This window comes from Roseisolibacter agri, from assembly GCF_030159095.1.
GTDB lineage: Bacteria > Gemmatimonadota > Gemmatimonadetes > Gemmatimonadales > Gemmatimonadaceae > Roseisolibacter > Roseisolibacter agri.
In genome coordinates this window covers 293,265-316,541 of the sequence record NZ_BRXS01000003.1, presented here as the reverse complement: position 1 = coordinate 316,541, position 23,277 = coordinate 293,265, and the positions used below count along the sequence as shown (strand labels likewise).

Annotated in this window: 15 protein-coding genes; 10 read left to right on the top strand and 5 right to left on the bottom strand. The window is 74.0% G+C overall.

Annotation, left to right across the window (positions count from 1 at the left end; all coding sequences use genetic code 11):
• Positions 1-55: 55 nt before the first annotated feature.
• From rosag_RS10015 to rosag_RS10000, 4 genes are all read left to right on the top strand, one after another.
• Positions 56-475, top strand: coding sequence for a RidA family protein (locus rosag_RS10015; RefSeq protein WP_284349967.1), 420 nt, complete (start codon positions 56-58; stop codon positions 473-475).
• Positions 472-2,850: a fused MFS/spermidine synthase gene (locus rosag_RS10010; protein WP_284349966.1), complete on the top strand. Its 2,379-nt coding sequence runs from the start codon at positions 472-474 to the stop codon at positions 2,848-2,850. Before rosag_RS10015 ends, rosag_RS10010 begins: the two co-directional genes overlap by 4 nt.
• Before the next feature lie 406 nt (positions 2,851-3,256).
• Positions 3,257-4,945: a sensor histidine kinase gene (locus tag rosag_RS10005; protein ID WP_284349965.1), complete on the top strand. Its 1,689-nt coding sequence runs from the start codon at positions 3,257-3,259 to the stop codon at positions 4,943-4,945.
• Positions 4,942-5,655 (top strand): response regulator transcription factor, encoded by a 714-nt coding sequence (locus rosag_RS10000; protein ID WP_284349964.1) that lies wholly within the window; start codon positions 4,942-4,944, stop codon positions 5,653-5,655. Before rosag_RS10005 ends, rosag_RS10000 begins: the two co-directional genes overlap by 4 nt.
• A 274-nt stretch (positions 5,656-5,929) precedes the next feature.
• Here rosag_RS10000 and rosag_RS09995 read toward each other — a convergent pair whose 3' ends face one another.
• Positions 5,930-6,748, bottom strand: a complete 819-nt coding sequence (locus rosag_RS09995) for a DUF4097 family beta strand repeat-containing protein (protein ID WP_284349963.1) — start codon at positions 6,746-6,748, stop codon at positions 5,930-5,932.
• Positions 6,749-7,171: 423 nt separating this feature from the next.
• Between rosag_RS09995 and rosag_RS09990 the strand changes: the two genes are divergently transcribed.
• The 3 genes from rosag_RS09990 (at position 7,172) to rosag_RS09980 (ending at position 13,116) form a co-directional block, all read left to right on the top strand.
• Entirely contained in the window at positions 7,172-8,149 is a 978-nt protein-coding gene (locus rosag_RS09990; protein ID WP_284349962.1) for a LysR substrate-binding domain-containing protein, read from the top strand.
• Positions 8,150-8,268: 119 nt separating this feature from the next.
• On the top strand, positions 8,269-10,848 hold the full coding sequence (locus tag rosag_RS09985) for a zinc-dependent metalloprotease (RefSeq protein WP_284349961.1): 2,580 nt from the start codon (positions 8,269-8,271) through the stop codon (positions 10,846-10,848).
• A 102-nt stretch (positions 10,849-10,950) separates the two neighbouring features.
• Complete coding sequence (locus tag rosag_RS09980) at positions 10,951-13,116, top strand: family 10 glycosylhydrolase (RefSeq protein WP_284349960.1); 2,166 nt, start codon at positions 10,951-10,953, stop codon at positions 13,114-13,116.
• Positions 13,117-13,318: 202 nt separating this feature from the next.
• Here rosag_RS09980 and rosag_RS09975 read toward each other — a convergent pair whose 3' ends face one another.
• Positions 13,319-14,086: a rhomboid family intramembrane serine protease gene (locus rosag_RS09975; protein WP_284349959.1), complete on the bottom strand. Its 768-nt coding sequence runs from the start codon at positions 14,084-14,086 to the stop codon at positions 13,319-13,321.
• 132 nt (positions 14,087-14,218) lie between these two features.
• Between rosag_RS09975 and rosag_RS09970 the strand changes: the two genes are divergently transcribed.
• Together rosag_RS09970 and rosag_RS09965 are read left to right on the top strand one after the other, a co-directional pair.
• On the top strand, positions 14,219-14,596 hold the full coding sequence (locus rosag_RS09970; protein WP_284349958.1) for a PH domain-containing protein: 378 nt from the start codon (positions 14,219-14,221) through the stop codon (positions 14,594-14,596).
• A gap of 160 nt (positions 14,597-14,756) precedes the next feature.
• Positions 14,757-17,909: an efflux RND transporter permease subunit gene (locus rosag_RS09965; RefSeq protein ID WP_284349957.1), complete on the top strand. Its 3,153-nt coding sequence runs from the start codon at positions 14,757-14,759 to the stop codon at positions 17,907-17,909.
• Between the two features lie 400 nt (positions 17,910-18,309).
• Here the strand turns inward: rosag_RS09965 and rosag_RS09960 are convergent, their stop codons facing one another.
• Both rosag_RS09960 and rosag_RS09955 read right to left on the bottom strand, forming a co-directional pair.
• Positions 18,310-19,509: a helix-turn-helix transcriptional regulator gene (locus tag rosag_RS09960; RefSeq protein WP_284349956.1), complete on the bottom strand. Its 1,200-nt coding sequence runs from the start codon at positions 19,507-19,509 to the stop codon at positions 18,310-18,312.
• A 333-nt stretch (positions 19,510-19,842) separates the two neighbouring features.
• Complete coding sequence (locus rosag_RS09955) at positions 19,843-20,484, bottom strand: PEP-CTERM sorting domain-containing protein (protein WP_284349955.1); 642 nt, start codon at positions 20,482-20,484, stop codon at positions 19,843-19,845.
• A gap of 496 nt (positions 20,485-20,980) precedes the next feature.
• Here rosag_RS09955 and rosag_RS09950 point away from each other — a divergent pair, with 496 nt between their 5' ends.
• The gene (locus rosag_RS09950; protein WP_284349954.1) at positions 20,981-22,102 is read left to right on the top strand and encodes a helix-turn-helix transcriptional regulator; all 1,122 of its coding nucleotides are present in this window, start codon (positions 20,981-20,983) and stop codon (positions 22,100-22,102) included.
• 169 nt (positions 22,103-22,271) lie between these two features.
• Here rosag_RS09950 and rosag_RS09945 read toward each other — a convergent pair whose 3' ends face one another.
• Positions 22,272-23,195: a c-type cytochrome gene (locus tag rosag_RS09945; RefSeq protein ID WP_284349953.1), complete on the bottom strand. Its 924-nt coding sequence runs from the start codon at positions 23,193-23,195 to the stop codon at positions 22,272-22,274.
• Positions 23,196-23,277 lie beyond the last annotated feature (82 nt).

Here is a 23,277-nt window from a genome sequence, read left to right as displayed (position 1 = left end):
CCGCCAGTCGCGCTGGTTGCTGGCGCGTGGGGCGAGGGTTAGCGTGCCGCGCATCATGACACGCGATCCCTCGTCCCCGCCGCTCGCGCGGCAGCTGGTCTCCAGCGGCACGCCGTGGGAGCCACGCGTGGGCTACAGCCGCGCGGTGCGCGCGGGACCGTTCGTGCACGTCTCGGGCACCACCGCCACGGGGCCGGATGGGCGCCTGATGCATCCCGGCGACGCCTACGCGCAGACGCGGCAGGCGCTCGCCAACGTCGCCGCCGCGCTGGCGCAGGCCGGCGCGTCGGTCGAGGACGTGGTGCGCACGCGCATGTTCGTCACCGACATCGCGCGCTTCGAGGAGTACGGGCGCGCGCACGCCGAGGTGTTCGGGCACGTGCGGCCGGCGACGGCGATGTACGGCATCACGGCGCTCGTCGACCCGGCGATGCTGATCGAGATCGAGGCCGACGCCATCATCGGCAGCGCGTGACCGCCACCGCGGCCGCGCCGCAGCCCACCGCGGCGCCGGACGCGCCGCCCTCGCACGCCGCGGCCGTCACGACGCTGTTCGTCGTCGGCGTCGCGGCCAACGCCGCGCTGCTGTTCGCGGTCGAGCCGCTGGTCAGCCGCCAGCTGCTGCCGCTGCTCGGCGGCACGCCGTCGGTGTGGAACAGCTGCCTGATGACGTTCCAGGCGCTGCTGCTCGTCGGCTACCTGTACGCGCACGCGCTGGCGCGCCACTGCACGACGCGCGGCCAGGCGGTCGTGCACCTCGCGCTGTTCGGGCTCTCGCTGCTCGCGCTTCCCGTCGCGGTGCGCGCCGCCGGCATCGCGGTCGAGGCGTGGGGCCCGTCGGCGTGGGTGGTGCGGCTGCTGCTGGGCGCCGTCGGCGCACCGTTCCTCGTGCTGAGCGCGGGCGCGCCGCTGCTGCAGCGCTGGTTCGCGGCCTGGCGCGCGCAGACCGCGCCCGACCACGCCGGCGACGACGCGGCGACCTACGCACTCTACGCCGCCAGCAACGCGGGCAGCCTCGTGGCGCTGCTCGGCTATCCACTGCTGATCGAGTCGCGCCTGGGCCTCGCGGCGCAGTCGCGCTGGTGGAGCGGCGCGTACGTGGCCTTCGGCGCGGTGCTGCTGGCATGCGCGGCGGTCGTCGCGCGCGGCGGCGGACCGCTGCGCGCCTCGCGCACGCGCGACGCGGTGGCAACGGCGACGTCGGGGGGCGTCACGCGCGGCGCACGCGCGCGCTGGACGCTGCTCGCGTTCGTGCCGTCGGCGCTGCTGCTGGCCGTCACGCGCTACCTCTCGACCGACGTCGCGCCGGTGCCGCTGCTCTGGGTGGTGCCGCTCGCGATGTACCTGCTGACGTTCATCGTCGCGTTCGCGCCCGGGCTGCGTCCGCGCACGTTGGTGCTCGACCGCGCGGCGGCGGGCGTGCTGCCCGTGCTGGCGATCCTCGTCGCGCTCGGCGCCAACTCGCCGCTCGGCCCGGTCGCGTCGGCGCACCTCGTGGCGTTCGGCATCGTCGCGCTCTGGTGCCACCAGACGCTCGCCGAGTCGCGCCCCGACGTCGCGCACCTCACCGAGTACTACCTGTGGATCTCGCTCGGCGGGCTGCTGGGCGGCGTGTTCAACGCGCTGCTCGCGCCCGCGCTGTTCACCGGGCTGGCCGAGTATCCGATCAGCGTCGCGCTGGCGGCCGCGGCGCGCGCGCTCGCCGCACCGCCCGTCGATCCGGCGCCGCCGCCCGCGCACACGCGCCTCGGCGCGCGCCTGCAGGAGATCGCCGGCCTCGCCGCGCCCGCGCCCGACCGGCGTCCGCTCGCGCTCGCGCTCCGTCGCGTCGCCATGCCGCTGGCGATCGGGGTGGTCGCGTGGGCCGCCGCGTCGCGGCTGTCGATCGTGCCGCGCACGGCCGAGGTGAACGCCGCCGTCTGGTACGGCGGCGCGGCGGTGCTGCTGTCGTTCCTGCTGCGCGCGGACCGCGTGGCGCTCGCGCTGGGCGTCGCGGCGCTGCTGGCGGGTGGTGCGCTCGGCCAGCGCGCGCGGCAGGCGAGCGTGCTGCTGCGCGCACGCAGCTTCTACGGCGCCTACACCGTGCGCGACGCGTCGCCGATGCACTACCTGCAGCACGGCACGACGCTGCACGGCACGCAGGACCGCTCGCCCTCGCGCCGCACGACGCCGCTCAGCTACTACCACCGCGAGGGGCCGCTCGGCGTGCTGCTGTCGGTCGCGCCGCGCCTCGCGCCCACGTCGCCGCCGCGGCGCGTGGCCGCGGTGGGGCTGGGCACGGGCACCGTCGCCTGCCACGGCCGCGCGGGCGAGCGCTGGACGTTCTACGAGATCGACCCGCTGATGGAGCGCATCGCGCGCGACCCGCAGCTGTTCACCTACCTGCGCGACTGCCCGCCCACCGTCGACGTCGTCCTCGGCGACGCGCGCTTGCGGCTCGCGGCGGCGCCCGCGGCGTCCTACGACCTGATCCTGCTCGACGCGTTCAGCTCCGACGCGATCCCGACGCACCTGCTGACGCGCGAGGCGCTCGCGGCCTACCTGCACGCGCTCGCGCCCGATGGCGTGCTGATGGTACACGTCAGCAACCGCTACCTGGACCTCGAGCCCGTGGTGGCCGAGCTGGCGCGCGACGCGCGGCTGTCGGGGCTCGTGGGGCGCGACGTCAGCGGCGCGGTGCAGCGCGACCCCGCGGTGACGACCTCCAAGTGGATCGCCCTCGCCCGCGACTCCGCCGCCTTCGGCTCGCTGGGCGGCGTGAAGGGCTGGTCGCCGCTGCAGGCCGACGGCCGCGTGCGGCTGTGGACGGACGACTACACGGACGTGCTGGCGGTGGTGCGCTGGCGGTGAACGGCGCCGCGGGCTGCGGGCTGCGGATCTCGAGCCCCACGGCGCGCGTTTCAGGTGTCGTCCCGAGCATCGCGAGGGACCTGCTCACCATGCCTCGTGGCCCGTGTGGGCGCGCCGGACCCTTTGCCTTTGGGGAGGACGCGGATGCCTCGGATGCGGCGGATGCTGCGGATCACTCCGCACCGGCGCAGGGAGCGTCGCCGCCATGCGGAGCGATCCGAGTGATCCGTTCCGATCCGGAGCATCCGCATCCTCTCCAATGGAGAACAGGTCCGGCGCGCCGACGCGTCCGGGCCAAGGATCCGCAGCCCGCAGCCCGGCGCCCCTCCGTCAGAAGCCGGTCAGGCGGAGAGGGCCCTCGAGGCCACACCTTGCGCCCGCCGGCACGCGGGGGTTCGCTACAGACATGCCCGCCCGCCGCTCGCGTGGCGCGCTGGCCGGTGCGCCGGACGCGCGCGCGCTCATCGCCCTCCTGCTCCTCACGCTGCTGCTCTCCGGACTGCTCGCCTTCGAGGCCGAGCAGGAGGTGGGCGCGCATCGCGTGGCCAGCGCGCGCGTGCTCCGCGAGCACCTGGCGGCCACCGGGCGGGATGCGCTGGACGCGACGGCCGTGGCGCTCCGCGAGGCGCTGGCGACGTCGCTCGGTCCCGCGGTCGAGGGGCGCGCCGCCACGCCCTACGACCTGCTGCCGTCGCCCACGGTGCTCGCGAACCGCATGGGGACGCGGCTCACCTGCATGGTCCCGTCGCCCGGATGGCTGCGGCTCGACCTGCGCGACGGATCGCTCGACGTCGCCGGCCACGTGCCGCCCGCGGTCGCGGCGTGGGCGGTGGGCGCGGCGCGCACGATCGCGCACGGTGGCGCCGCGGCCACCGACGGCGGCTACGCGATCGTCGCCGGCACCGGCGCGATGGCGGGGCGCGTGGTGGCGCTCGGCGTCAAGCGCGCGCCGTTCGACGCGCCGCTCGCGGTCTACGCGCTCGTGACGTGCGACGACGTCTTCGGCGCGTCGCTGCTGGGCGCCGCGCGGCGCACCGGCGCGGGCGGCGACGCGCTGTCGCTGGCGCTCGCGGACTCGCTGCTGACGATCGAGGTGCGCGACGCCGCCGGCACGCTGCTCGGCCGCTCGCCGGCGCGTGCGGCCGCTGTGACCGATGCGCCCGTGGTGGCCGAGCGGCGCGTCGCGGGGCTCACGCTGCGCGCGTTCGAGGGGCCGGGCGCGGCGGGCCGCGTGCTCGTGCCCGCGCAGCGTCGCACGCGCGTGCTCGTGGTCGGCGCGCTGGCCGCGATCACGGGCGCGCTCGGCCTGCTGGCGCTGCGGCAGCTGCGGCGCGAGCAGGAGCTGGTGCGGCTGCGCGCGGACTTCACGTCGAGCGTGTCGCACGAGCTGCGCACGCCGCTGGCGCAGATCCTCCTCTTCGGCGAGACGCTGGCGCTCGGCCGCGTGCACGACGAGGCGCAGCGGCGCGCCGCGGCCGACACGATCGTGCGCGAGGCGCGGCGTCTGATGCACATGGTGGAGAACGTGCTCCACGCCGCGCGCGCCGAGCGGCGCGCGAACCCGGTGCGCGCGGAGGCCGTCGCGCTGGCGCCGCTGGTGCGCGAGGTGGCCGACGGCTTCGCGCCGCTGGCCGAGGCGGCCGGCATGCGGGTGACGACCGACGTGCCGCCCACGCTCGGCGCGCGCGCGGAGGCGGGCGCGCTGCGGCAGATCCTCCTCAACCTGCTGGACAACGCGCTGCGCTACGGCGCGCCCGCGCAGACGATCCGCGTGGCCGCGATCGCGGAGACGGAGACGACGGTGCGGATCACGGTGGACGACGCGGGCCCGGGGATCGCGCCGCGCGACCGGCAGCGCGTGTGGCTGCCGTTCGTGCGGCTCGCGCGCGACCGGCAGGCGGGCGACCGCACCGGGAGCGGGCTGGGACTCGCGGTGGTCGCGGACCTGGTGCGTGCGATGGAGGGCGAGGCGTGGATCGGCGAGGCCCCCGGCGGCGGCACGCGCGTGTCGGTGCGCCTGCCCGTGGCACAGGTTCCGACGCCGATCGCGCACGACTCGCCCGCGCGCGACGCGGTCGCGGAGGCGCTGGCGTGAGCGCCGCGACGTCGTCTTCCGCCAACGGCGCCGGCGCGCGCCGCATCCTGGTCGTCGAGGACAACACCGTGCTGGCCGAGGGGCTGCGCCACAACCTCGCGTTCGAGGGCTACGCGGTGCGCGTCGCGGGCGGCGCGCAGGCCGGCCTCGCGGCGCTGCAGGCGGAGGCGGCGGACCTCGTGATCCTCGACCTCATGCTGCCGGACGGCGACGGCTTCCACGTGCTGCGCACGCTGCGCGGCGCGGGCGACGCGACGCCGGTGCTCGTGCTCACCGCCCTCGGCGACGAGGCGGACAAGGTGCGTGGGCTGCGCCTGGGGGCCGACGACTACGTCACCAAGCCGTTCGGGCTGCTGGAGCTGCTGGCGCGCGTGGACGCGCTGCTGCGCCGCGCCGCGCGCCCCGCGCCGCCGCGCGAGCGCTTCGGCGCGGTGGAGGTGTGCCCGGCGACGCACGAGGTGACGCGCGCCGGCGCGCCGATCGCGCTGCGGCCGAAGGAGTACGAGCTGCTGGTCGCGCTGCTGCGGCACGACGGCGCGGTGGTGACGCGCGACGAGCTGCTGCGCGAGGTGTGGCGCTACGACGCGAGCGTGACGAGTCGGACGGTCGATACCCACGTGCTGGAGCTGCGCCGCAAGCTCGAGGACGATCCGGCCAATCCGCGGCACCTGCTGACGGTGCGCAAGACGGGGTATCGGTTGCAGCGCTGAGGCCTCGGGGTTCGTCGCGCCGCGGCGGGCATCGTCGCGGCGGGCTCCGGCTCCCGGTGATCACGGCCGCTGCGGAGCCTCACGGCTGCGCGTGAGTCTCCTTGCTGTGATCACAGGTCGCCTCCGCCTGCCAGGACGATTTCCGCCGCCACGCGTTGTCGCCCCGGGCGCGCGCAGCGCCGCGAAGGACCTCGGGTTTGAGCGCCGCGCCGGACTTGCCGAATGCTCGCGCCTCGCACGCCGAGCCGCGGCGCAGCGAGGAGTCGCGCGCTGGTCAGCGCCGGCGTACCGACACGCTGCCGTTCGTCGTCCGCACCCGGATCGTCGGGCCGCCGGAGCCCAGCTGCGTGCGGATCGTGCGGTCGATGCGGCCGCTGACGGTCATCGGGAAGTCGATGTCGAAGCGGCCGTTCACCGTGCCCGTCTCGAGCTGCGCGTCGTAGCCCGACGGGATCGACAGGCGCACGCCGCCGTTCTGCGTGCGCACGTCCAGCCCCTCGCCACGCCACCGGTTGCCGGCGAGCGTCACGTTGACGCCGCCGTTCTGCGTCTCGCCGCGCACGTCGCCCGCGAGGTCGTCGAGCACGACGCCGCCATTCACCGCGCTGAAGCGCACCGCGCCCTCGACGTCGAAGATGCGCACGCCGCCGTTTTGCGTGTCGAGCGACAGGTCGGTGCGGCGCGGCACGTAGACGTCGAAGCTCACCGACCACGACTCGCGCGAGCGCCGGCGCGGCCCGCTGGCGCGGATCGTCCCGTCGGTCTCGATGCGCAGGTCCTGGAGCAGCGCGCGCGCGTCGGCGTCGCGGTCGGCCTGCGCCTGCAGGCGCGCGACCACGCGGATCTCGTTGCGGTCCCACCCGGTGACCGTGACGCCGCCGTTGTCGCCGCCGTCGACCACCACGCGCGCGCGCGCGGGGAGCGTCACCTCGCGCACGTCGCACGCCCGCGCGTCGTCGCCGCCCCAGCGTCCGCTGCGGCAGTCCTCCAGCCACTCGCGCGCGTCGCGCGCCTGCGCGCCCGCGGAGGCGCCGACGAGGAGGAGCAGGGCGGGGGCGATCCGCAGCGTGGTCGGGAGGACGGCAGCGCGCATGGCAGGCTCGGGCCAGGGAGACGATGAAGGCAGGCGGGTATGGGACAGCGGCAGTCGGCGGAGGGTTTGTCGGCGCGCGTCCCTCTTCGGGTGGATGGGAGGTGAGCGGTGAGCGGTGAGCGGTGAGCGGTGAGCGGTGAGCGGTGAGCGGCCAGCGCGCCGGCCAGGGCGACCATGCCTGCTGGCGAAGGCGGCGGGGCGGGCGAAGGCGACCTCTGATCGCAGCAAGGAGACCCGACGCGCGCAGCGCCGTCGGGGGCTCCGCAGCGACCGCGATCAGTGGGAGCCGCAGCCCGTCCCGCCGCCGGAGCCGACGCGCCAGACCATGACCACCCGACTCGCCCTGTCTCCGCGTCTGCGGATGGGTTCATCGGGGAAATCGATTCCGTTGCTTCTCCCATCGAGCCCGTCTATGCTGCGGGCATGGATGCACCGCTCGCCCAGCTCGGCTCGCTCACGCTGACGCAGCTCGCCTACGTCGTGGCCATCGACACGCACCGCCACTTCGGGCGCGCCGCGGCCGCCTGCCACGTCACGCAGCCGACGCTCTCGATGCAGCTCGGGAAGCTCGAGCGCGCGCTCGGCGCCACGCTCTTCGACCGCACGCGCGCGCCCGTCGTCCCCACCGCGCTCGGCGCGCAGGTCGCGGCGCAGGCGCGCGTGGTGCTGCGCGAGGCCGCGCGCGTGGTCGAGCTCGGCCAGGGCGCCGACGGCGACGTCGCCGGCGAGCTGCGCCTCGGCGTCATCCCGACGCTCGCGCCGTACCTGCTGCCGCGCGTGCTCGACGAGCTGGCGCGCCGCCATCCGCGGCTGGAGCTCGTGGTGGAGGAGCGGCTCACCGACGACGTGCTCGATGGCCTGCGCCACGACGCGCTCGACGTCGCGCTGCTGGCGACGCCGGCCGGGCCGGCGGCCGAGCTGGACGAGCGCGCGCTCTTCCACGAGCCGTTCGTGGGCTACGTCGGCGCGGGGCACCGTCTGGCAGGTCGCGACACGCTCGCCGCGGCCGACCTCTCGCTCGACGACCTCTGGCTGCTGGCCGAGGGACACTGTCTGCGCAGCGAGGCGGTGCGGCTGTGCGGGCAGCGCGAGGCGCGCGGCGCGCGCGGGGCCGCGCCAACGGGGCCCGGGCGCGCGCGGTTCGAGAGCGGCAACCTCGAGACGCTCAAGCGCCTCGTCGAGCGCGGGCAGGGGATGACGCTGCTGCCGGCGCTCGCGGCGGCCGAGCTGCCCACGGCGGCGCAGCGCCGGCTGGTGCGCGCCTTCGACGACCCGGTGCCGACGCGCACCATCCGCCTCGTGCGGCGCCGCGCGCTGCGCCGTCCGCAGCTGGCGGACGCCCTCGCCGGCGCGGTGCTGGAGGTGCTGCCCGCGAGCTGCGCGCGCGCGCAGCGGCGCTAGCGAGCGGCGCGGCGGGCGTCCACCGCGCGACGGGTTGTGCGACAACGGTCGAAATGCCGCCGTGCGGCGGCGCCGGACTGCCCCCGGCCGTACCTTGCCGCCGCCCCTCACCCCATCCCATGCGACGCTCCGTCCGCCCCGGTGTGCTCGCGGCCCTGGCCGCGCTTCCCCTCGCGCCGCTCATGGCGCAGCCCCCCGCCACGCCCGCGCAGACGCCTCCTGCGGCGGGCGCACCCGCGACGCCCGGCGGCCCCACCAGCGCGCAGCCGCCGCGCCGCGCGCCGCGCCCGTACGCGCAGGTCGTCACGGCGCGCGCCGTCACCGACGCCGGCGGCATCACCGTCCACCGCGTCGACGACCGGTGGCTGTTCGAGGTGCCCGACTCGCTGCTCGCGCGCGACTTCCTCCTCGTCAGCCGCGTCGCCGGCGTGCCGTCGAACTTCGACGGCTTCGTCTCCGCCGGCACGTCGGTCGAGGACCGCGTGGTCCGCTGGGAGCGCACGGGCGACCGCCTCGTGCTTCGCAGCATCGGCTTCGACGCCGTGGCCGACGACTCGCTCCCGATCGCGCTCTCCGTCGCCAGCAACAACGTCGGCCCGATCCTCGCCGCCTTCCCGGTGCAGGCCTTCGGGCGCGCCGGGGGCCGCGACAGCGCGACCGCCGTCGTCGACGTCACCGACTTCTTCGCCGGCGACACGCCCGCCATCGCCGGGCTCACCGCCGCCCAGCGCCGCCAGTACCAGGTGCGCCGCCTCGACCCCGCGCGCAGCTACGTCAGCACGGTGCGCAGCTTCCCGATGAACGTCGAGGTGCGCCACACGCAGACGTTCGACGCGGCCGAGCCGCCGTCGGACCGCAGCGGCGGCGCGCTGACGCTCGAGATGCGGCAGTCGCTCGTGCTGCTGCCGAAGACGCCCATGCGCCCGCGCTACGCCGACGCGCGCGTCGGCTTCTTCGCCGTCGAGCGCGTGAACTACGGCCTCGACGAGCAGAAGGCCGCGTCGCAGCGCTTCATCCGTCGCTGGCGCCTGGAGCCCAAGGACACCGCGGCCTACCTGCGCGGGGAGCTGGTGGAGCCCATCAAGCCGATCGTCTACTACCTCGATCCGGCGACGCCCGCGAAGTGGCGGCCCTACGTGCGGCAGGGGATCCAGGACTGGCAGAAGGCATTCGAGGTCGCGGGCTTCCGGAACGCGATCCTCGCCAAGGATCCGCCGTCGCGCGCCGAGGACCCCGAGTGGGATCCCGAGGACATCCGCTACTCGGTGGTGCGCTGGGCCGCGAGCCTCGTGCGCAACGCCGTGGGGCCGAGCACCTCGGACCCGCGCACGGGCGAGATCATCGAGAGCGACATCACGTGGTACCACAACCACATGCGGTCGTACCGCAACCGGTTGATGGTGGAGACGGGCGCCGCGAATCCCGCCGCGCGCACGCTCGAGATCCCCGAGGAGCTCATGGGCGAGACGATGCGCCAGGTCATCACCCACGAGGTGGGGCACGCGCTCGGCCTCCCGCACAACATGGTGGCGTCGAGCGCGTTCCCGGTGGACTCGCTGCGGCGCGCGTCGTTCGTGCGGCGCTACGGCGTGTCGGCGACGATCATGGACTACGCGCGGCAGAACTACGTCGCGCAGCCTGGGGACGGGCTGGCGCCGAAGGACTTCATCCGACGCCTCGGCCCGTACGACGACTTCGTGATCAACTGGGGCTACCGCGCGCTCCCGCAGGCGCGCACCCCCGAGGACGAGCGCGCGACGCTGCACGGCTGGCTGATGGCGCAGCGTGGCCCGTTGGCCTACCGCTACGTGCCGCAGCAGCTCGGCGGCGTGGACCCACGCGCACAGACCGAGGACCTCGGCGACGATCCGGTGCGCGCCGGCACGTACGCGGTCGCCAACCTGCGCCGCGTGGTGCCCAGCCTCGTGGAGTGGACGACGAAGCCGGGCGAGGACTACGACGACCTCGCGGAGCTGTACGGCGAGGCGATGCGCATGTGGGCGACGTACATGAACCACGCGGTGACGACGATCGGCGGCGTGGAGGTGGACGCGCGCACGGCGGACCAGGCGGGGCCCGCGTACCGCGCGGTGCCGCGCGCGCGCCAGCGCGAGGCGGTGGCGTTCCTGGCCGAGCAGGTGCTGCGCACGCCGGCGTGGCTGGCGCCGGAGGAGATCCTGTCGCGCATCGGCCCGCAGTCGGGCGCGTCGTCGCTGGCCAACGCGCAGGCGGCGGTGCTGACGCAGATGCTCGCGGCCGCGCGGCTGGCGCGCCTCGCCGACGCGGAGGCGCGCACGCCCGACGCGGCCTACGCGCCGACGGCGTACCTCGCGGACGTGCGGCGCGCGCTGTGGGGCGCGGTGCCGTCGGTCGCCGCGCCCGACGCGAACCGCCGCGCGCTGCAGCGCGTGCACGTGGAGCGGCTCGGCGCGCTCGTGGCGCCGCCCGCGCCGCCGGCCGGCGGTCAGGGCGCCGGCGGTGGCGGTGGACCGGGCGGGCCGGGGCAGCAGCTCCCGGCGCTGCTCGCGCCGCCGGCGGTGCCGCGCACGGACCTCCCCGCGCTCGCCCGCGGTGAGCTGCGCACGCTCCGCGACACCGCGCGTCGCTCGGCCGCGCTGTCGGCGGGGATGGCGCGCGCACACTGGCAGGACATGGCCGACCGCATCGACGTGATCCTCGATCCGCCGCGCGGCCGATAGGAGGGTCAGGAGCACCGTTGCTGGCCGACGGTCCCGAAGGGAGATTGTCGCGCCGCCGTCCCGGTATGACGGCGGCGCGTCTTCTTCCCGCATCGCGATCTCGTGGCCACGACGAATCCTGCGTACCCGCGCCGCGCCCGACGCGCCGGCGCCGCCGCCCTGCTCCTCTCGACCGCGGCCTGCGGCGAGGGCACCGCGCCCGACGCCCGCCAGCCCGACGCCGCTCCCCGCTTCGACCTGACGGTCGGCGCCTCGGCGGCCGATGTCACGCTGATGGTGCGCACGCCCACGGCCGCGCCGGGTGAGCGCGGCGGCACGACGCGGCAGCTCGACGCGACGCTGAAGACGAAGTCCGGCCGCACGCTGCCCGCGCCGGCCGAGGCCCGGACGGTCGTCTGGGCGTCGCTCGATCCGGCGGTCGTCACCGTCGACTCGACGGGCCTGCTCGCGGCGCAGGGGCTGGGCGCCACGCGCGTCGTCGTCGCGCACCGCGAGGGGCTGTGGGCCGACACCGTGCAGGTGAGCGTCGTGCCCGTGCCGGTGCGCTCGGTGGTGGTGAGTGGCGCCGGCACGATCGCGGTCGACGACAGCACGACCTTCACCGCCGCCGCGCTCGACTCGGCCGGCGTGCCGCTGCTGGGACGCGAGGTGACGTGGAGCGCCACGCCCCGGACCGTCGCCGCGCCGACGACGAACGCGGGTGAGTTCGTGGCGCTGGCGGTCGGCGACGCGGTGATCGACGCCGCCGTCGACGGCGTCCACGGCGTGAGGGCGCTCCGCGTGACACCGCAGCCGGTGGCGACGGTGACGGTCGTGCCGGCGACGATCGGCCTGCCGCAGTTCCGCCGCACGGCCATCCGCGCCGTCGCGAAGGACAAGCGCGGCAAGGTGCTCACGGGCCGCGCGATCGCGTGGAGCTCGTCGGCGCCGGCGGTCCTCGCGGTGCTGGCGGACCGCGATACGGTCGTCGCCCGCGACGTCGGCACGGCGACCCTGACCGCCACGTCCGAGGGCGTGAGCGGTACGGCGCCGGTCACCGTGGGCAACCCGGTCGAGGCACGCGCGCTCTGGGTCACGCGCTTCGAGTACACCACGGCGACGTCCGTCGACTTCGCGAAGATCGCCACGATCATGCAGAAGGCGGCGAGCGCGAACTTCAACGTCGTGTACTTCCAGGTGCGCACGTCGGGCGACGCGCTCTACTTCTCCGACATCGAGCCCTGCTCGCCGCGCATGTGCGGCAGCCTGGGAGGCACGCGCCCGGCGCAGGACCCGCTCGACGTCGCACTGGCCGAGGCGGCGAAGCGTGGCATCGAGGTGCACGCGTGGGTCAACGCGCTCACCGGCTTCATCGCGGGCGGCACGACCGCGTGCAGCCAGTTCATCAACAGCACGCCGATGAACTGGCTCCGGGCCAACCCGCAGTGGAGCGCGGCGGCGCGAAACTCGACCACGGGCGCGATCATGCGCCAGGTGGAGAACTGCACGAGCGCGACGCTCGCGTCCGAGTACATGTGGGTCTCGCCGGCGGTGCCCGAGGTGCGCGCGCAGCTCGCCCGCGTCTCGGCCGACCTCGCGCGCCGCTACGGGCCGAAGGGGCTGAAGGGAATCCATCTCGACCGCATCCGCTTCCCGGGGCAGATCGCGGGGTACAACCGCTTCGGCTGGGACGAGGCGACGCAGGAAGCCTATCGCCAGCAGACGGGCGCGCGCCCGACCAGCGACTTCACGGCCGCGTTCGTGACGTTCCGCCAGCAGCTCGTGAACCGCGCGGTGCGCGAGGTGCGCGACAGCGTGAGCGCGGTGAACCCGTCGTTCGTGCTCTCCGCGGCGGTGTTCCCCGGCTACCAGCAGCGCACCGGGTGGAGCGCCCAGTGGAGCCTCACCGAGCTGTTCCAGGACCCGCAGGCGTGGGCGCAGGGCGGCTATCTCGACGTCGAGGTGCCGATGAACTACCCGGCCACGGCGACGTCCGCCTCGTGGACGGTGAAGCCGGTCTACTGCTCGAGCCTCGACTGGACGTGCGTGATGGACGACCACATCACGCGCATCGAGCGGCAGGCGGGGCGCCACGTGTACGTCGGCGTCGGCGCGATCAAGGGGTGGGACGAGATGAAGGCGCAGCTCGACCTGGCGCACGACCGCGCGATCACCGGGGTGTCAGTGTACAGCTACAGCCTCGTGGACGGGATCCCGAACGGCTGGGCGCAGCTGGCCGCGGGGCCGTTCAAGCACAAGGCGACGATCCCGGCGATGTCGTGGAAGTGACCGCGCTCGTGCGGGAGTCTGGCGTTTCGCGACGGAAGGGCGAACTGCTTTCGCAAGGATGAAAGTCTGACAAGATCTGATAACGACGGATGGCTCCGCGTCGGGCGACCTTCCTCGCCACCACGCGGAGCCATCCGTCGTTGTCGGACCTTATCCGATCTTCATCCTTGCAATGCCATTCGCCGTTCGGATTCCGCGCCGGTCACGATTTCGGCGGCATCCGGTCGTCGAGCGGGACGAAGTTCGACAGGAAGAGCCGCTCCTGCGGCGTCAGCGACTCCACGCCGCCGGCGCTGATCTTGTCGAGGATCCGGTCGACCTCGCCGCGGTTCACCTCGTGGATCGTCGAGCGGTCGATCCGGTCGAAGCCGCGGATCTGCCGCGTGACCTCGGGCGGCGCCGAGGTCGCCTTCCGCCGGAAGTCGGTGCGCGCGCGGTCCAGCCACCGCATGTAGAGCCACGCGCCCACGTAGCCGCCGAGGTGCGCGAAGTGCGCGATGCCGCCGCCGCCGCCCGAGATGCCGCTCCACAGCGTGAACACCGTCGTGATGATCACGAGGATGCGCGCCGGCACCGGGATCACGCCCCAGATGTGGATCGGCTCGTCCGGCCAGAAGTGCGCGAACGCCAGCATCACGCCGAACACGCCCGCCGACGCGCCCAGGATCGGGTTCCGCGAGAGCAGCAGCGAGAGCAGCGCACCGCTGATGCCGCTCAGGAAGTACAGCGTCGCGAAGCGCTGCGACCCGATGCGCGACTCCACGCGCGACCCGAAGAAGAACAGGCCGAGCATGTTGAAGAGGAGGTGCGTGAGCCCGCCGTGCAGGAACATGTAGGTCACCAGCGTCCACGGCTGGCGCCAGAGCAGCTGCGGCACGAACAGGAACGCCTCCGTCAGGCCGGGCAGCGTCTTCTGGAGGAAGAAGGCGGCGACGGTGGCGATGAGCAGCGAGCGGACGACGGGAGTCACGGGCGGTGGCCTCGGGGCGACGGACGCGGGAGTGGCGCCGGGAAGATATCGTACGCTCGCGGGCGGGCGCCCGTGCCACGCCGCGCCGCCGCCGGCGCGTTCCTCACCCACCCTTCACGGACGGAGCGACCCGTGGGTCTCCTGGACGGACTGCTGGGCAACGCGTCGGAGGTGGACGCGACGGAGATGCAGGAGGAGTTCGCGCGCGTGCTCGCCACCGGCGAGCGGATCGACCGGGCCTACGTCCTGGTGCGCGACGCGATGCTGTTCACCGACCGGCGGCTGATCCTCGTCGACAAGCAGGGCGCCACGGGCCGCAAGGTCGAGTACCACTCGCTCCCGTACCGCGCGATCACGCACTTCAGCGTCGAGACGGCGGGCCACTTCGACCTCGAGGCCGAGCTGCGGATCTGGGTGTCGGGACGCGCGGAGCCGTTCACCACGACGTTCAACCGGCGGCTGAGCATCTACGCGGTGCAGGCGGTGCTGGCGAGCTACGTCTGTCGATGAGCGCCGAGCGCTGAGCGCCGAGCGCCGAGCGTGCCCCCGACGCGCGTCGCTGCCCGCCGCGCCCGCCGGCTCACCAGCCGCTGAATCCGAAGCAGCCGAGCGCGGCGGCAACGCACGCCAGGGCGCGCGCGTTGGCACGCCACAAGCTCCAACCGCCGCCATGTTCATCTCGGATTTCGCCATCCGGCGTCCCATCGTCACCGTCGTGACGATGATCGCCCTGGTCGTCTTCGGCCTCGTCGCGCTCCTGCGCCTGCAGACCGACGAGTTCCCCGACATCGACGCGCCCATCGTCTTCGTCGGCGTCGCCTATCCCGGCGCCTCGCCCGAGCAGGTCGAGCGCGAGGTCGTCGACCGCATCGAGGACCGCGTCGCCGCGATCAGCGGCCTGGACAAGCTGAACTCGACGTCGACCGACGGCTTCGCGCAGATCATCGTCCAGTTCGACTTCGACAAGCCCGTCGACCAGGCGACGCAGGACGTGCGCGACGCCATCAGCGCCGTGCGCGCGCAGCTGCCGCAGGAGATCATCGAGCCGATCATCCAGCGCTTCGATCCCGCCGCGCTGCCGATCGTGTCGCTCGCCATCACCAGCGCCACGCTCACGCCCGCGCAGCTGACGCAGATCGCCGACCAGCAGATCGCCGGCGACCTGCGCTCGATCCCGGGGGTCGCGCAGGTGAACGTCGCCGGCGCCGACAGCGCGACGCTCAACGTCGTCCTCGACCCGCAGCGGCTGGCGGCCAGCGGCGTCGGCGTCGACCAGGTGGTGGCCGCGCTCCGCGCGCAGAACCTCGCCGCGCCCGTGGGACAGGTGACCGGCCCCATCACCGAGCGCGCCATCCGTCTGGAGGGGCGCCTCACGCGCCCCGAGGAGTTCGCGAGCCTCACCGTCGCCCAGCGCGGCGGCGTGCGCATCCCGCTCGGCCAGGTCGCCACGGTGGAGGTGGGGAGCGCCGAGCGGCGCAGCGCGGCGCTCTACAACGGCCGCGAGGCGATCGGCCTCGACGTCGTGAAGGCCAAGGGCTACAGCACCACGCAGGTCAGCGACGCGGTGAAGGCGCGCATCGCGCGGCTGCGCGGCCAGGTGCCCGCGGGCGTGAGCGTCGAGGTGGTGCGCGACGCGGGCGAGCGCGTGCGCAACTCCGTGCGCAACGTGCAGGAGGCGCTCGTCGAGGGCGCGGTGCTCACCGTCCTCGTCGTCTTCCTCTTCCTCAACTCGTGGCGCTCGACCGTCATCACCGGCCTCGCGCTGCCCGTGTCGGTGCTGGCGAGCTTCGTCCCGCTCTGGGTGTTCGGCTTCACGCTGAACACCATGTCGCTGCTCGGCCTCTCGCTGGCGATCGGCATCCTGATCGACGACGCCATCGTGGTGCGCGAGAACATCGTGCGCCACGTCGAGATGGGGAAGGACCACTTCGACGCCGCGCGCGAGGGCACCGACGAGATCGGGCTCGCCGTCGCCGCGACGACCTTCTCGATCGTCGCCGTGTTCGTGCCCGTGGGCTTCATGAGCGGCTTTGCGGGCGAGTGGTTCAAGCCGTTCGCGCTCACCATCGCGGCGTCGGTGCTGGTCTCGCTCTTCGTGTCGTTCTCGCTCGACCCGATGCTCTCGGCCTACTGGCCAGACCCCGAGATCGAGGAGGGGCAGCGCCGCAACCCGATCGCGCGCGCGCTCGACCGCTTCAACCGCTGGTTCGACCGGCAGGCCACGCGCTACCGCCGCGGCGTGGCGTGGGCGCTCGACCACCGGCTGGCGATGATCGCGCTCGCCGTCGGCTCGTTCGTCGGCGCGATCGCGCTGCAGGCGCGCTTCGGCGCGTTCGGCTTCACGCCCGAGAGCGACCGCAGCGAGCTGACCGTCGCCGTCGAGTCGCCGCCCGGCGCGAGCCTGGAGTACACGCGCCTGCAGGCCGAGCTGGTCGCGCGGCAGGTGCGCACGCACCGCGAGGTCGCGTACACGTACACCACCGTCGGCAGCGCGTCGGGATCCGGCGCGGTGGACGCGGCGTCGGTGTACGTGCGCATGGTGCCGCGCGCCGCGCGCGCCGTGACGCAGGCCGAGTTCGGGGCGCGGCTGCGGCGCGAGCTGCGCGGCCTGGGCGGCGTGACCGCCTACCTGCTGGAGGCGGGCGGTCCCGCCGGCGGCCAGAAGCCGTTCCAGCTGCAGCTGCGCGGCCCCGACGCGACCACGCTCAACCGGCTGGCCGACTCGGTCGCGGCCATCGTGCGGCGCACGCCGGGCGCCGTGGACGTCGGCCTCTCGACCAAGGGGCAGAAGCCCGAGCTGCGCGTCGAGGTGAACCGCGCGCTCGCCGGCGCGCTCGGCGTGAGCGTGGGGCAGATCGCGCAGTCGCTGCGCCCCGCGTTCGCGGGCGTCGACGCCGGCAACTGGGTCGATCCGACCGGCGAGACGCGCTACGTGCGCGTGCGGCTCCCACCCGGCGCGCGCGAGAGCCCCGCGGACCTGCAGCGCATCCCGCTCGTGCTGCCCGGCGCCGGTCCGGGCGGCGGGCCCGCGGTCGTGCCGCTCGGCCAGGTCGCGAGCATCACGCCGGGCTTCGGACCCGCGCAGATCGACCACGCGGACCGCGCGCGCGTCGTCACCGTCGGCGCCAACTTCGAGGGCGCGGCGCTCGGCGCCGTCACCGCGGGCGTGAACCAGCGCATGCGCGGGCTCGTGCTGCCCGAGGGCTACGAGGTCGTCGCCGGCGGCCAGGTCGAGAGCCAGGCCGAGGTGTTCGGGAGCATCTTCACCGCGCTCGGCGTGGCGGTGATGCTGATGTACCTGATCCTCGTCGTGCAGTTCGGCAGCTTCCTCGATCCGATCGCGATCCTGCTCTCGCTGCCGCTGTCGCTCATCGGCGTGGTGCTGACGCTCATCCTCACGGGCGACTCGCTGAACATCATGTCGCTCATCGGCGTGATCCTGCTGATGGGCATCGTGGCGAAGAACGCGATCCTGCTGATCGACTTCGCGAAGTGGACGCACGAGCGCGGCGACCTGCCGATCCGCGAGGCGCTGATCGAGGCCGGCGCGATCCGCCTGCGCCCGATCCTGATGACGACGCTGGCGCTGATCGCGGGCATGATCCCGGTCGCGCTGGGCAGCGGCGAGGGCGGCGACTTTCGCGCGCCGCTGGGCCGCGCGGTGATCGGCGGGACCATCACGAGCACGCTGCTGACGCTGTTCGTGATCCCGACGGTCTACGAGATCTTCGATGGCTGGCGCACCGCGCTCGGCGCACGCTTCCGGAAGACGCGCCCGACGCACGGGGCGGCGCCGGCGCCGGTGCCGCAGGCGGGAGACTGATCGCGGAGCTGCGTGCTCCGTGAACGGCCTCGGGACGCGTCGGCGCGCCGGGCCTGATGGTCCATTGGGGAAGACGCGGATGCTTCGGATCTGAACGGATCACGCGGATCGTTCCTCGGAGCGCATGGGACGTCGCCGCGGCGCGGAGCGATCCGAAGCATCCGTCTCCATCCGGAGCGTCCGCACCCCTCCAATGGCAGAAGGCGGCCGGCGCGCCGGACCCTGATGAGCGAACGACATCAGACAGGATGACAGGATGACGAAGAGGCTCCGTGTAGCGCTTGGAACGGCGCGCCGCGCGGAGCCTCTTCGTCATCCTGTCATCCTGTCAAAGCACTTCGCTCTTCGGGTCCGGCGCGTCGGTGCATGCCACGCAGCACGAAGCACGCAGCACGCAGCGTCAGGTCTCTCCCCGCAGCATGGCGCCCACGCGCGCCCGGTTCGACGCGCCCATCTTGGGCAGCAGCCGCTCGACGTGGTTGCGGGCGGTGAAGAAGCTGACGCCCAGACGGTCGGCGATCTCCTGGTTCGACAGGCCGTCGGCGACGAGGCGGGCGACCTCCGTCTCGCGCGTCGTCAGGCCGAAGCGCTCGCGCACCTCGGTGTCGGTCAGCGGGCGCGCGACCGCGGACTCCACCGTCACCAGCACGCCCGGCTCGCGGCCGAGCATCCACGCCGGCGCCACCGCGCCATGCAGGCGGAAGGTGCGCGCGCCTACCCGCAGCTCGCGGTCGTGCGCGGACGCGGCGTTCGCGACCTGCGCGCGGGCGCCGGCCGTCACCAGCCCGCTCGTGGCGCGGCGCGCCATCGCGCCCACCGACCACGCGACGCGCTGCGCCTCGGCGCGCAGGCGCTCCGCGTCGCCGCCGCCGTCCAGCAGGCGCGCCGCGCCCGGGTTGGCGTGCAGCAGCGTGCCCGACGCCTCGTAGAGGAAGACCGCCTGCGGCAGCGCGTCCATCATCCGCGACAGCTCCGCGCGGCGCTCGCCGAGCTGGCGCCAGAGCCCGAGCGCGGCGCGGAACGCCGGCAGGATCGCGCGGACCAGCGCGCCGCGGCGCGCCTCCCAGGCCTCGCCGCGCGGCGCGCGGTTGGAGAAGTGCAGGCGCGCGGGCATCGCGCCGCCGAACTCCACGCCCGCCACCGTGAGGTCGTGGATGTGATTGGGCAGCAGGAACTCGCGGTAGAACGGATGCGCCTCGAGCTCGTCGCGCGTGTAGAGCTGCGACTCGTGCGCCATGTCGGTGCCGAGGGCGGCGAAGCGCGTCTCGACCAGCTCCCACGACGGGTCCGCGGCGACGCGGCGGCCGTAGGCGACCATCGCCTCCTCCGACATGTGCGGGCTGTACCACGCGCCCGGCCCCTCGGCGAGCGGCGTGAAGACGCACAGCGAGTCGGCGCCGGTGAGCTCCAGCAGGCGCCCGTGCACGGCGACCTGCCACGTCTGCCAGTCGGGATAGTCGAGCGGCGCGAGCAGGGTCTGGAGGGTCCGCTCGAGGCGCTGCAGGGTCGTGGCGTCGGCCAGCACGGCGGCGCCGGTCGCGGCGGGCGCGTGGTCGGCGTGGCGGGAGGCGGAGCGCTGGGTCGTCAGGGTCGTCGGCATGGAAGTCGTCGCTGGGACTGCCGAGGGTCTACGGAGCGCGGATGGCCGTGGTGTCATCGTCGGCGTCGCGCGGGGGGAGCCCGGTGCGGCCGTGGTGCGCCGCGACCCTAGAATGACCCATCCCGGGTGGGGGGACATGGGACGAAACGTCCTATCTTTTGCCCATGCCTGCCCAGGGGGGGGCACCGCCGGATGCCGGCGCAGGGCCCCCGAACGACGGAACGGCGTCGTCCGCTGCGCGGACGACGCCGTTCCGGGCCACATCACTCCGACCCCCCGCTTATGCTGCGGGCGACGCCGGGCGATGGTGCGTGATGGCCGTGGAGCTGGAGGTCAGACCGTCGTGCGACGCCGACGGGCGAGGCCCGCCAGCCCGAGCAGTCCGGAGCCGAGGAGGGCGTAGGTCGACGGCTCGGGGATCGTGCTGACGACGCCGCGCGCGCGGATGTCGACGTTGCCGTTGACCGGGATGTTCACGCCTCCCGTCACGGCGTCGAGGATCAGGCTGTACGTCACACCGTCGGCGACCGTGGTCGGGTTGGGCGACCAGATCAGGCTGCTGAAGTTCGAGAGCCCGGCCTGCCCGACCCTGATCTGCCCGGTGATGAATCCGCTGAAGTTGCCGGTTCCAGAGGACGGCACCGTGTTGTCGACGAGGAGCGTGAAGTTCACGGTGCTTCCGGGCACGGTGACATCGCCAGTCCCGGAGATCGTGAAGGTGCCGAGGCTCACGTTCGAACCCGAGAGATAGTTGCCCGGGAAGGTGTTGACGCCGGTGTAGTTGAGCGTGAACCCACCACCGGTGCACGTGACGGACAGGGCCGCGCCCCCCGCGCCCTGGTTACAGGTCCCGAAGGCACTACTGAAGTACCCTCGCGTCGAGAAGTTGAAATCCTGCGCTTCGACGGTCGTGGTACTGATCGCCATCACGCCGGTGGCGATCGCCAGAACACGGGCCAGGCCTCTCGATCTCATACGCTCCTCCTCCGCGGAACGGTCGGACTGCTGCCAACCCATGGGTTGCCGCCCCATCGAGCCGATGGGCGGCTCTCCCGGCACCGCACCGAACGTGCCTCGGCGATGTGACGGCGCAACACGATAATCATTTCGATTTCGTCATGCCACGGGAACGTTTGGCGCGCGTCTGGTGCGCTAAGTGTTTGTGGTTGACTGACATGCAAGCGGCCCCCTGCCGCCCTGCAAGCAGGGTAGCCGGGGGTCGCCAGGCGTTGGGGGCCTCCCGAAGTGGAGACCTGTTGCCACGGTGCAACGCGATGGGCATTCGTGCAAGCACGGCCGTGATGATTCCGGCGCCGTCTCGCGCCCGACGGCCGTTCGTCGCCCGTGGTGCGGACGTTCGCATGCCGCAGCGCACGCACCGCGGCGGCCCGCCGCGTCACCGCGCCCCGAGTTGCCGGCGCCGGTCGGCGTCCTATCTTCGACCGATCCCACCCGTCGGCCGCCCCTCCGCGTGACCCTCCATCTCACCGCCCGCGACACGCGGCTGCTCAACGACGCCGCCGACGCGCTCCTCGCGCCCATCGCGGCCGTCGACCCGCGGGCCTGGTGGCGCGAGGTCGAGGCGCGCGTGCAGCCGCTCTTCCCGCGCGCCAACGTCGCCCTCGGGCTCCCGGAGGGCCGGCATCTCCGCGTCCTGTCCGAGAGCATGGGCGCGACGCGCCGCGACCGCATCGGCGCGCTGCTCAACGCCGATCCGCGCACGGGCCAGTTCATCGTCCACTGCGACATCACCACCGTGATGCTCGAGACGCGGCGCAAGCGCGGGCTGGCGATCTGGAACGAGGCGCAGAACGGGGCGGTGCTCGCGGAGATCGGATTCGACCAGCGACGCGCGCTCTTCTACAACGAGGGGCTGCTCGCGTCGGGGATGCACGACTTCTCGACGGTCGCCTCGCAGGAGGGATCGGCCGAGCTGTTCATGCAGGTGGGCTACGATCGTGCGGGCCGTGCGCGCGACGACGACACGGCGCGGCTCGGGCTGCTGCTCCCGGCGCTGCGCACCGCGCACCGCGCGATGCTGGCGCACGCGGCGCAGGGGACGGCGCTGGCGGCGATGCTCGACGCGGCGGGCGCACCGGTGCTGGTGATCGGCACCGACGGCCGCGAGGCGCACCGCAGCCGTACGCTGGTCGAGCTGCTGGCGGCGGAGCCCGCGCGCGACGCGCTGGTGGCGGCGATGCACGATGCCGCACGCGCGCTGCGCGCGCCGCTCTCGCCCGCGCTCCTGCTCGCGCCCGCGAAGGAGCAGGTGGTGCACGGCGCCCGGCAGCGCTACGCGCTGCGCGCGACGCCCGCGCCCGCGCAGCTGTGGGCCGCGCCGGGCACGCTGCTGGTCGCGCTCTCCGTCACCGGCGCGCCCGACGCCACCGACGACGCGCTGCGCGCCCGCTACGGCTTCACCGCGCGCGAGAGCGAGGTCGCGCGGCTCCTCGGCCAGCGGCTCACGAACGCGGAGCTGGCGGCGGCGCTGGGCGTGAGCGCGCACACCGCAAGGCACCACACGGAGCGCGTGATGGCGAAGCTCGGCGTGTCGTCGCGCCGTGAAGCGTCCGCACGAATGGCGGAGCCATAGAGCGGAGGACGGAACGGCGGAGAACGTTGCAGCGGAGGACGATGAAGCGTGAAACGAGGAGGCGGACCCCCCGGCTTGAAGCTTCAAGCTCGATGGGTCCGCCGTTCCGTCTCACGCTTCACTGGCTTCCGCCCTTCCGTCCTCCGCTTCTTCGTTCTCCGATTCTTGGTTATCGGACGCCGTACGGTCTGCGCGGCACCGTCCGCAGGTACGCGTACAGCGCCTTCAGCTCCGTATCGGTCATGTGCTTCGTCATCTTCACCGGCATCTGCGGATCGATCGCGCTGCCGTCCGGGCGGCGCGCGGTGCGCAGCGCGGTGACGAAGTCCGACTCGCTCCAGTGGCCGATGCCTTCCGGCGTGATGTTCGCCGCCGGCTTCCACTCGGGCGGCGTGCCCGGGATCTTGCCGCCGGTGAAGCTCGGGTTGTGGCAGCCCTGGCAGCCGGCGGCCAGGTACTTCCCGTAGGCGGCCGTCGGATCGGGCACGACGCGCGCCGGGTGCGGCGCCGCGTGGTCGATCTTCTGCGCGGGCAGCGCGTCGATCTGGCCGGTGACGAACAGCACGCGTGCGACCGGCCCGACGTACGATGCCGGCGCGACCTTCGGGCTTGCAGGGAGGCTGCGCGCGTAGGCGACGATCGCGGCCAGGTCCTCGTCCGAGAAGCCCGTGAACTCGTTCGACGGCATCACGAGCAGCTGCGAGCCGTCGCGGCGCAGGCCGTGGCGCACCGCGCGCTCCCAGTCGGCGTCGGTGAGGTGCTTCCCGCGTCCGCCCATCGTCAGGTTGGGGCCCGCGAAGCGGCCGATCGCCGGGTCGTCGATCAGGACGTTGCCCGCGAGGTTCTCGCCGTGGCAGTCCTTGCAGCCGCGCGTCAGCGCGAGGCGCTCGCCCATCGCGATGGTCGCGGAGTCCGCGCGCACCGTGAACGGGTGCGCCGCGATGTCGCGGTGCCGGCGCAGGCGGGTCTCGGAGAGCGCGTAGACCGAGCCGGCGGCGACGACGAGCAGCGCGACCAGCGCGAGCGCGATGCGGCCCGTCCAGCGAAGGACGGTGCGCAGGCGGGACGGAGAACCGGACGTGGGGCGGGACATGGTGAGCGCGTGAAGGGTTCGCCTTCACGATCGGTCACCCGGCGCGCGTTCTCATGGGTCGATCTCCCCACGGCGCGCGTGA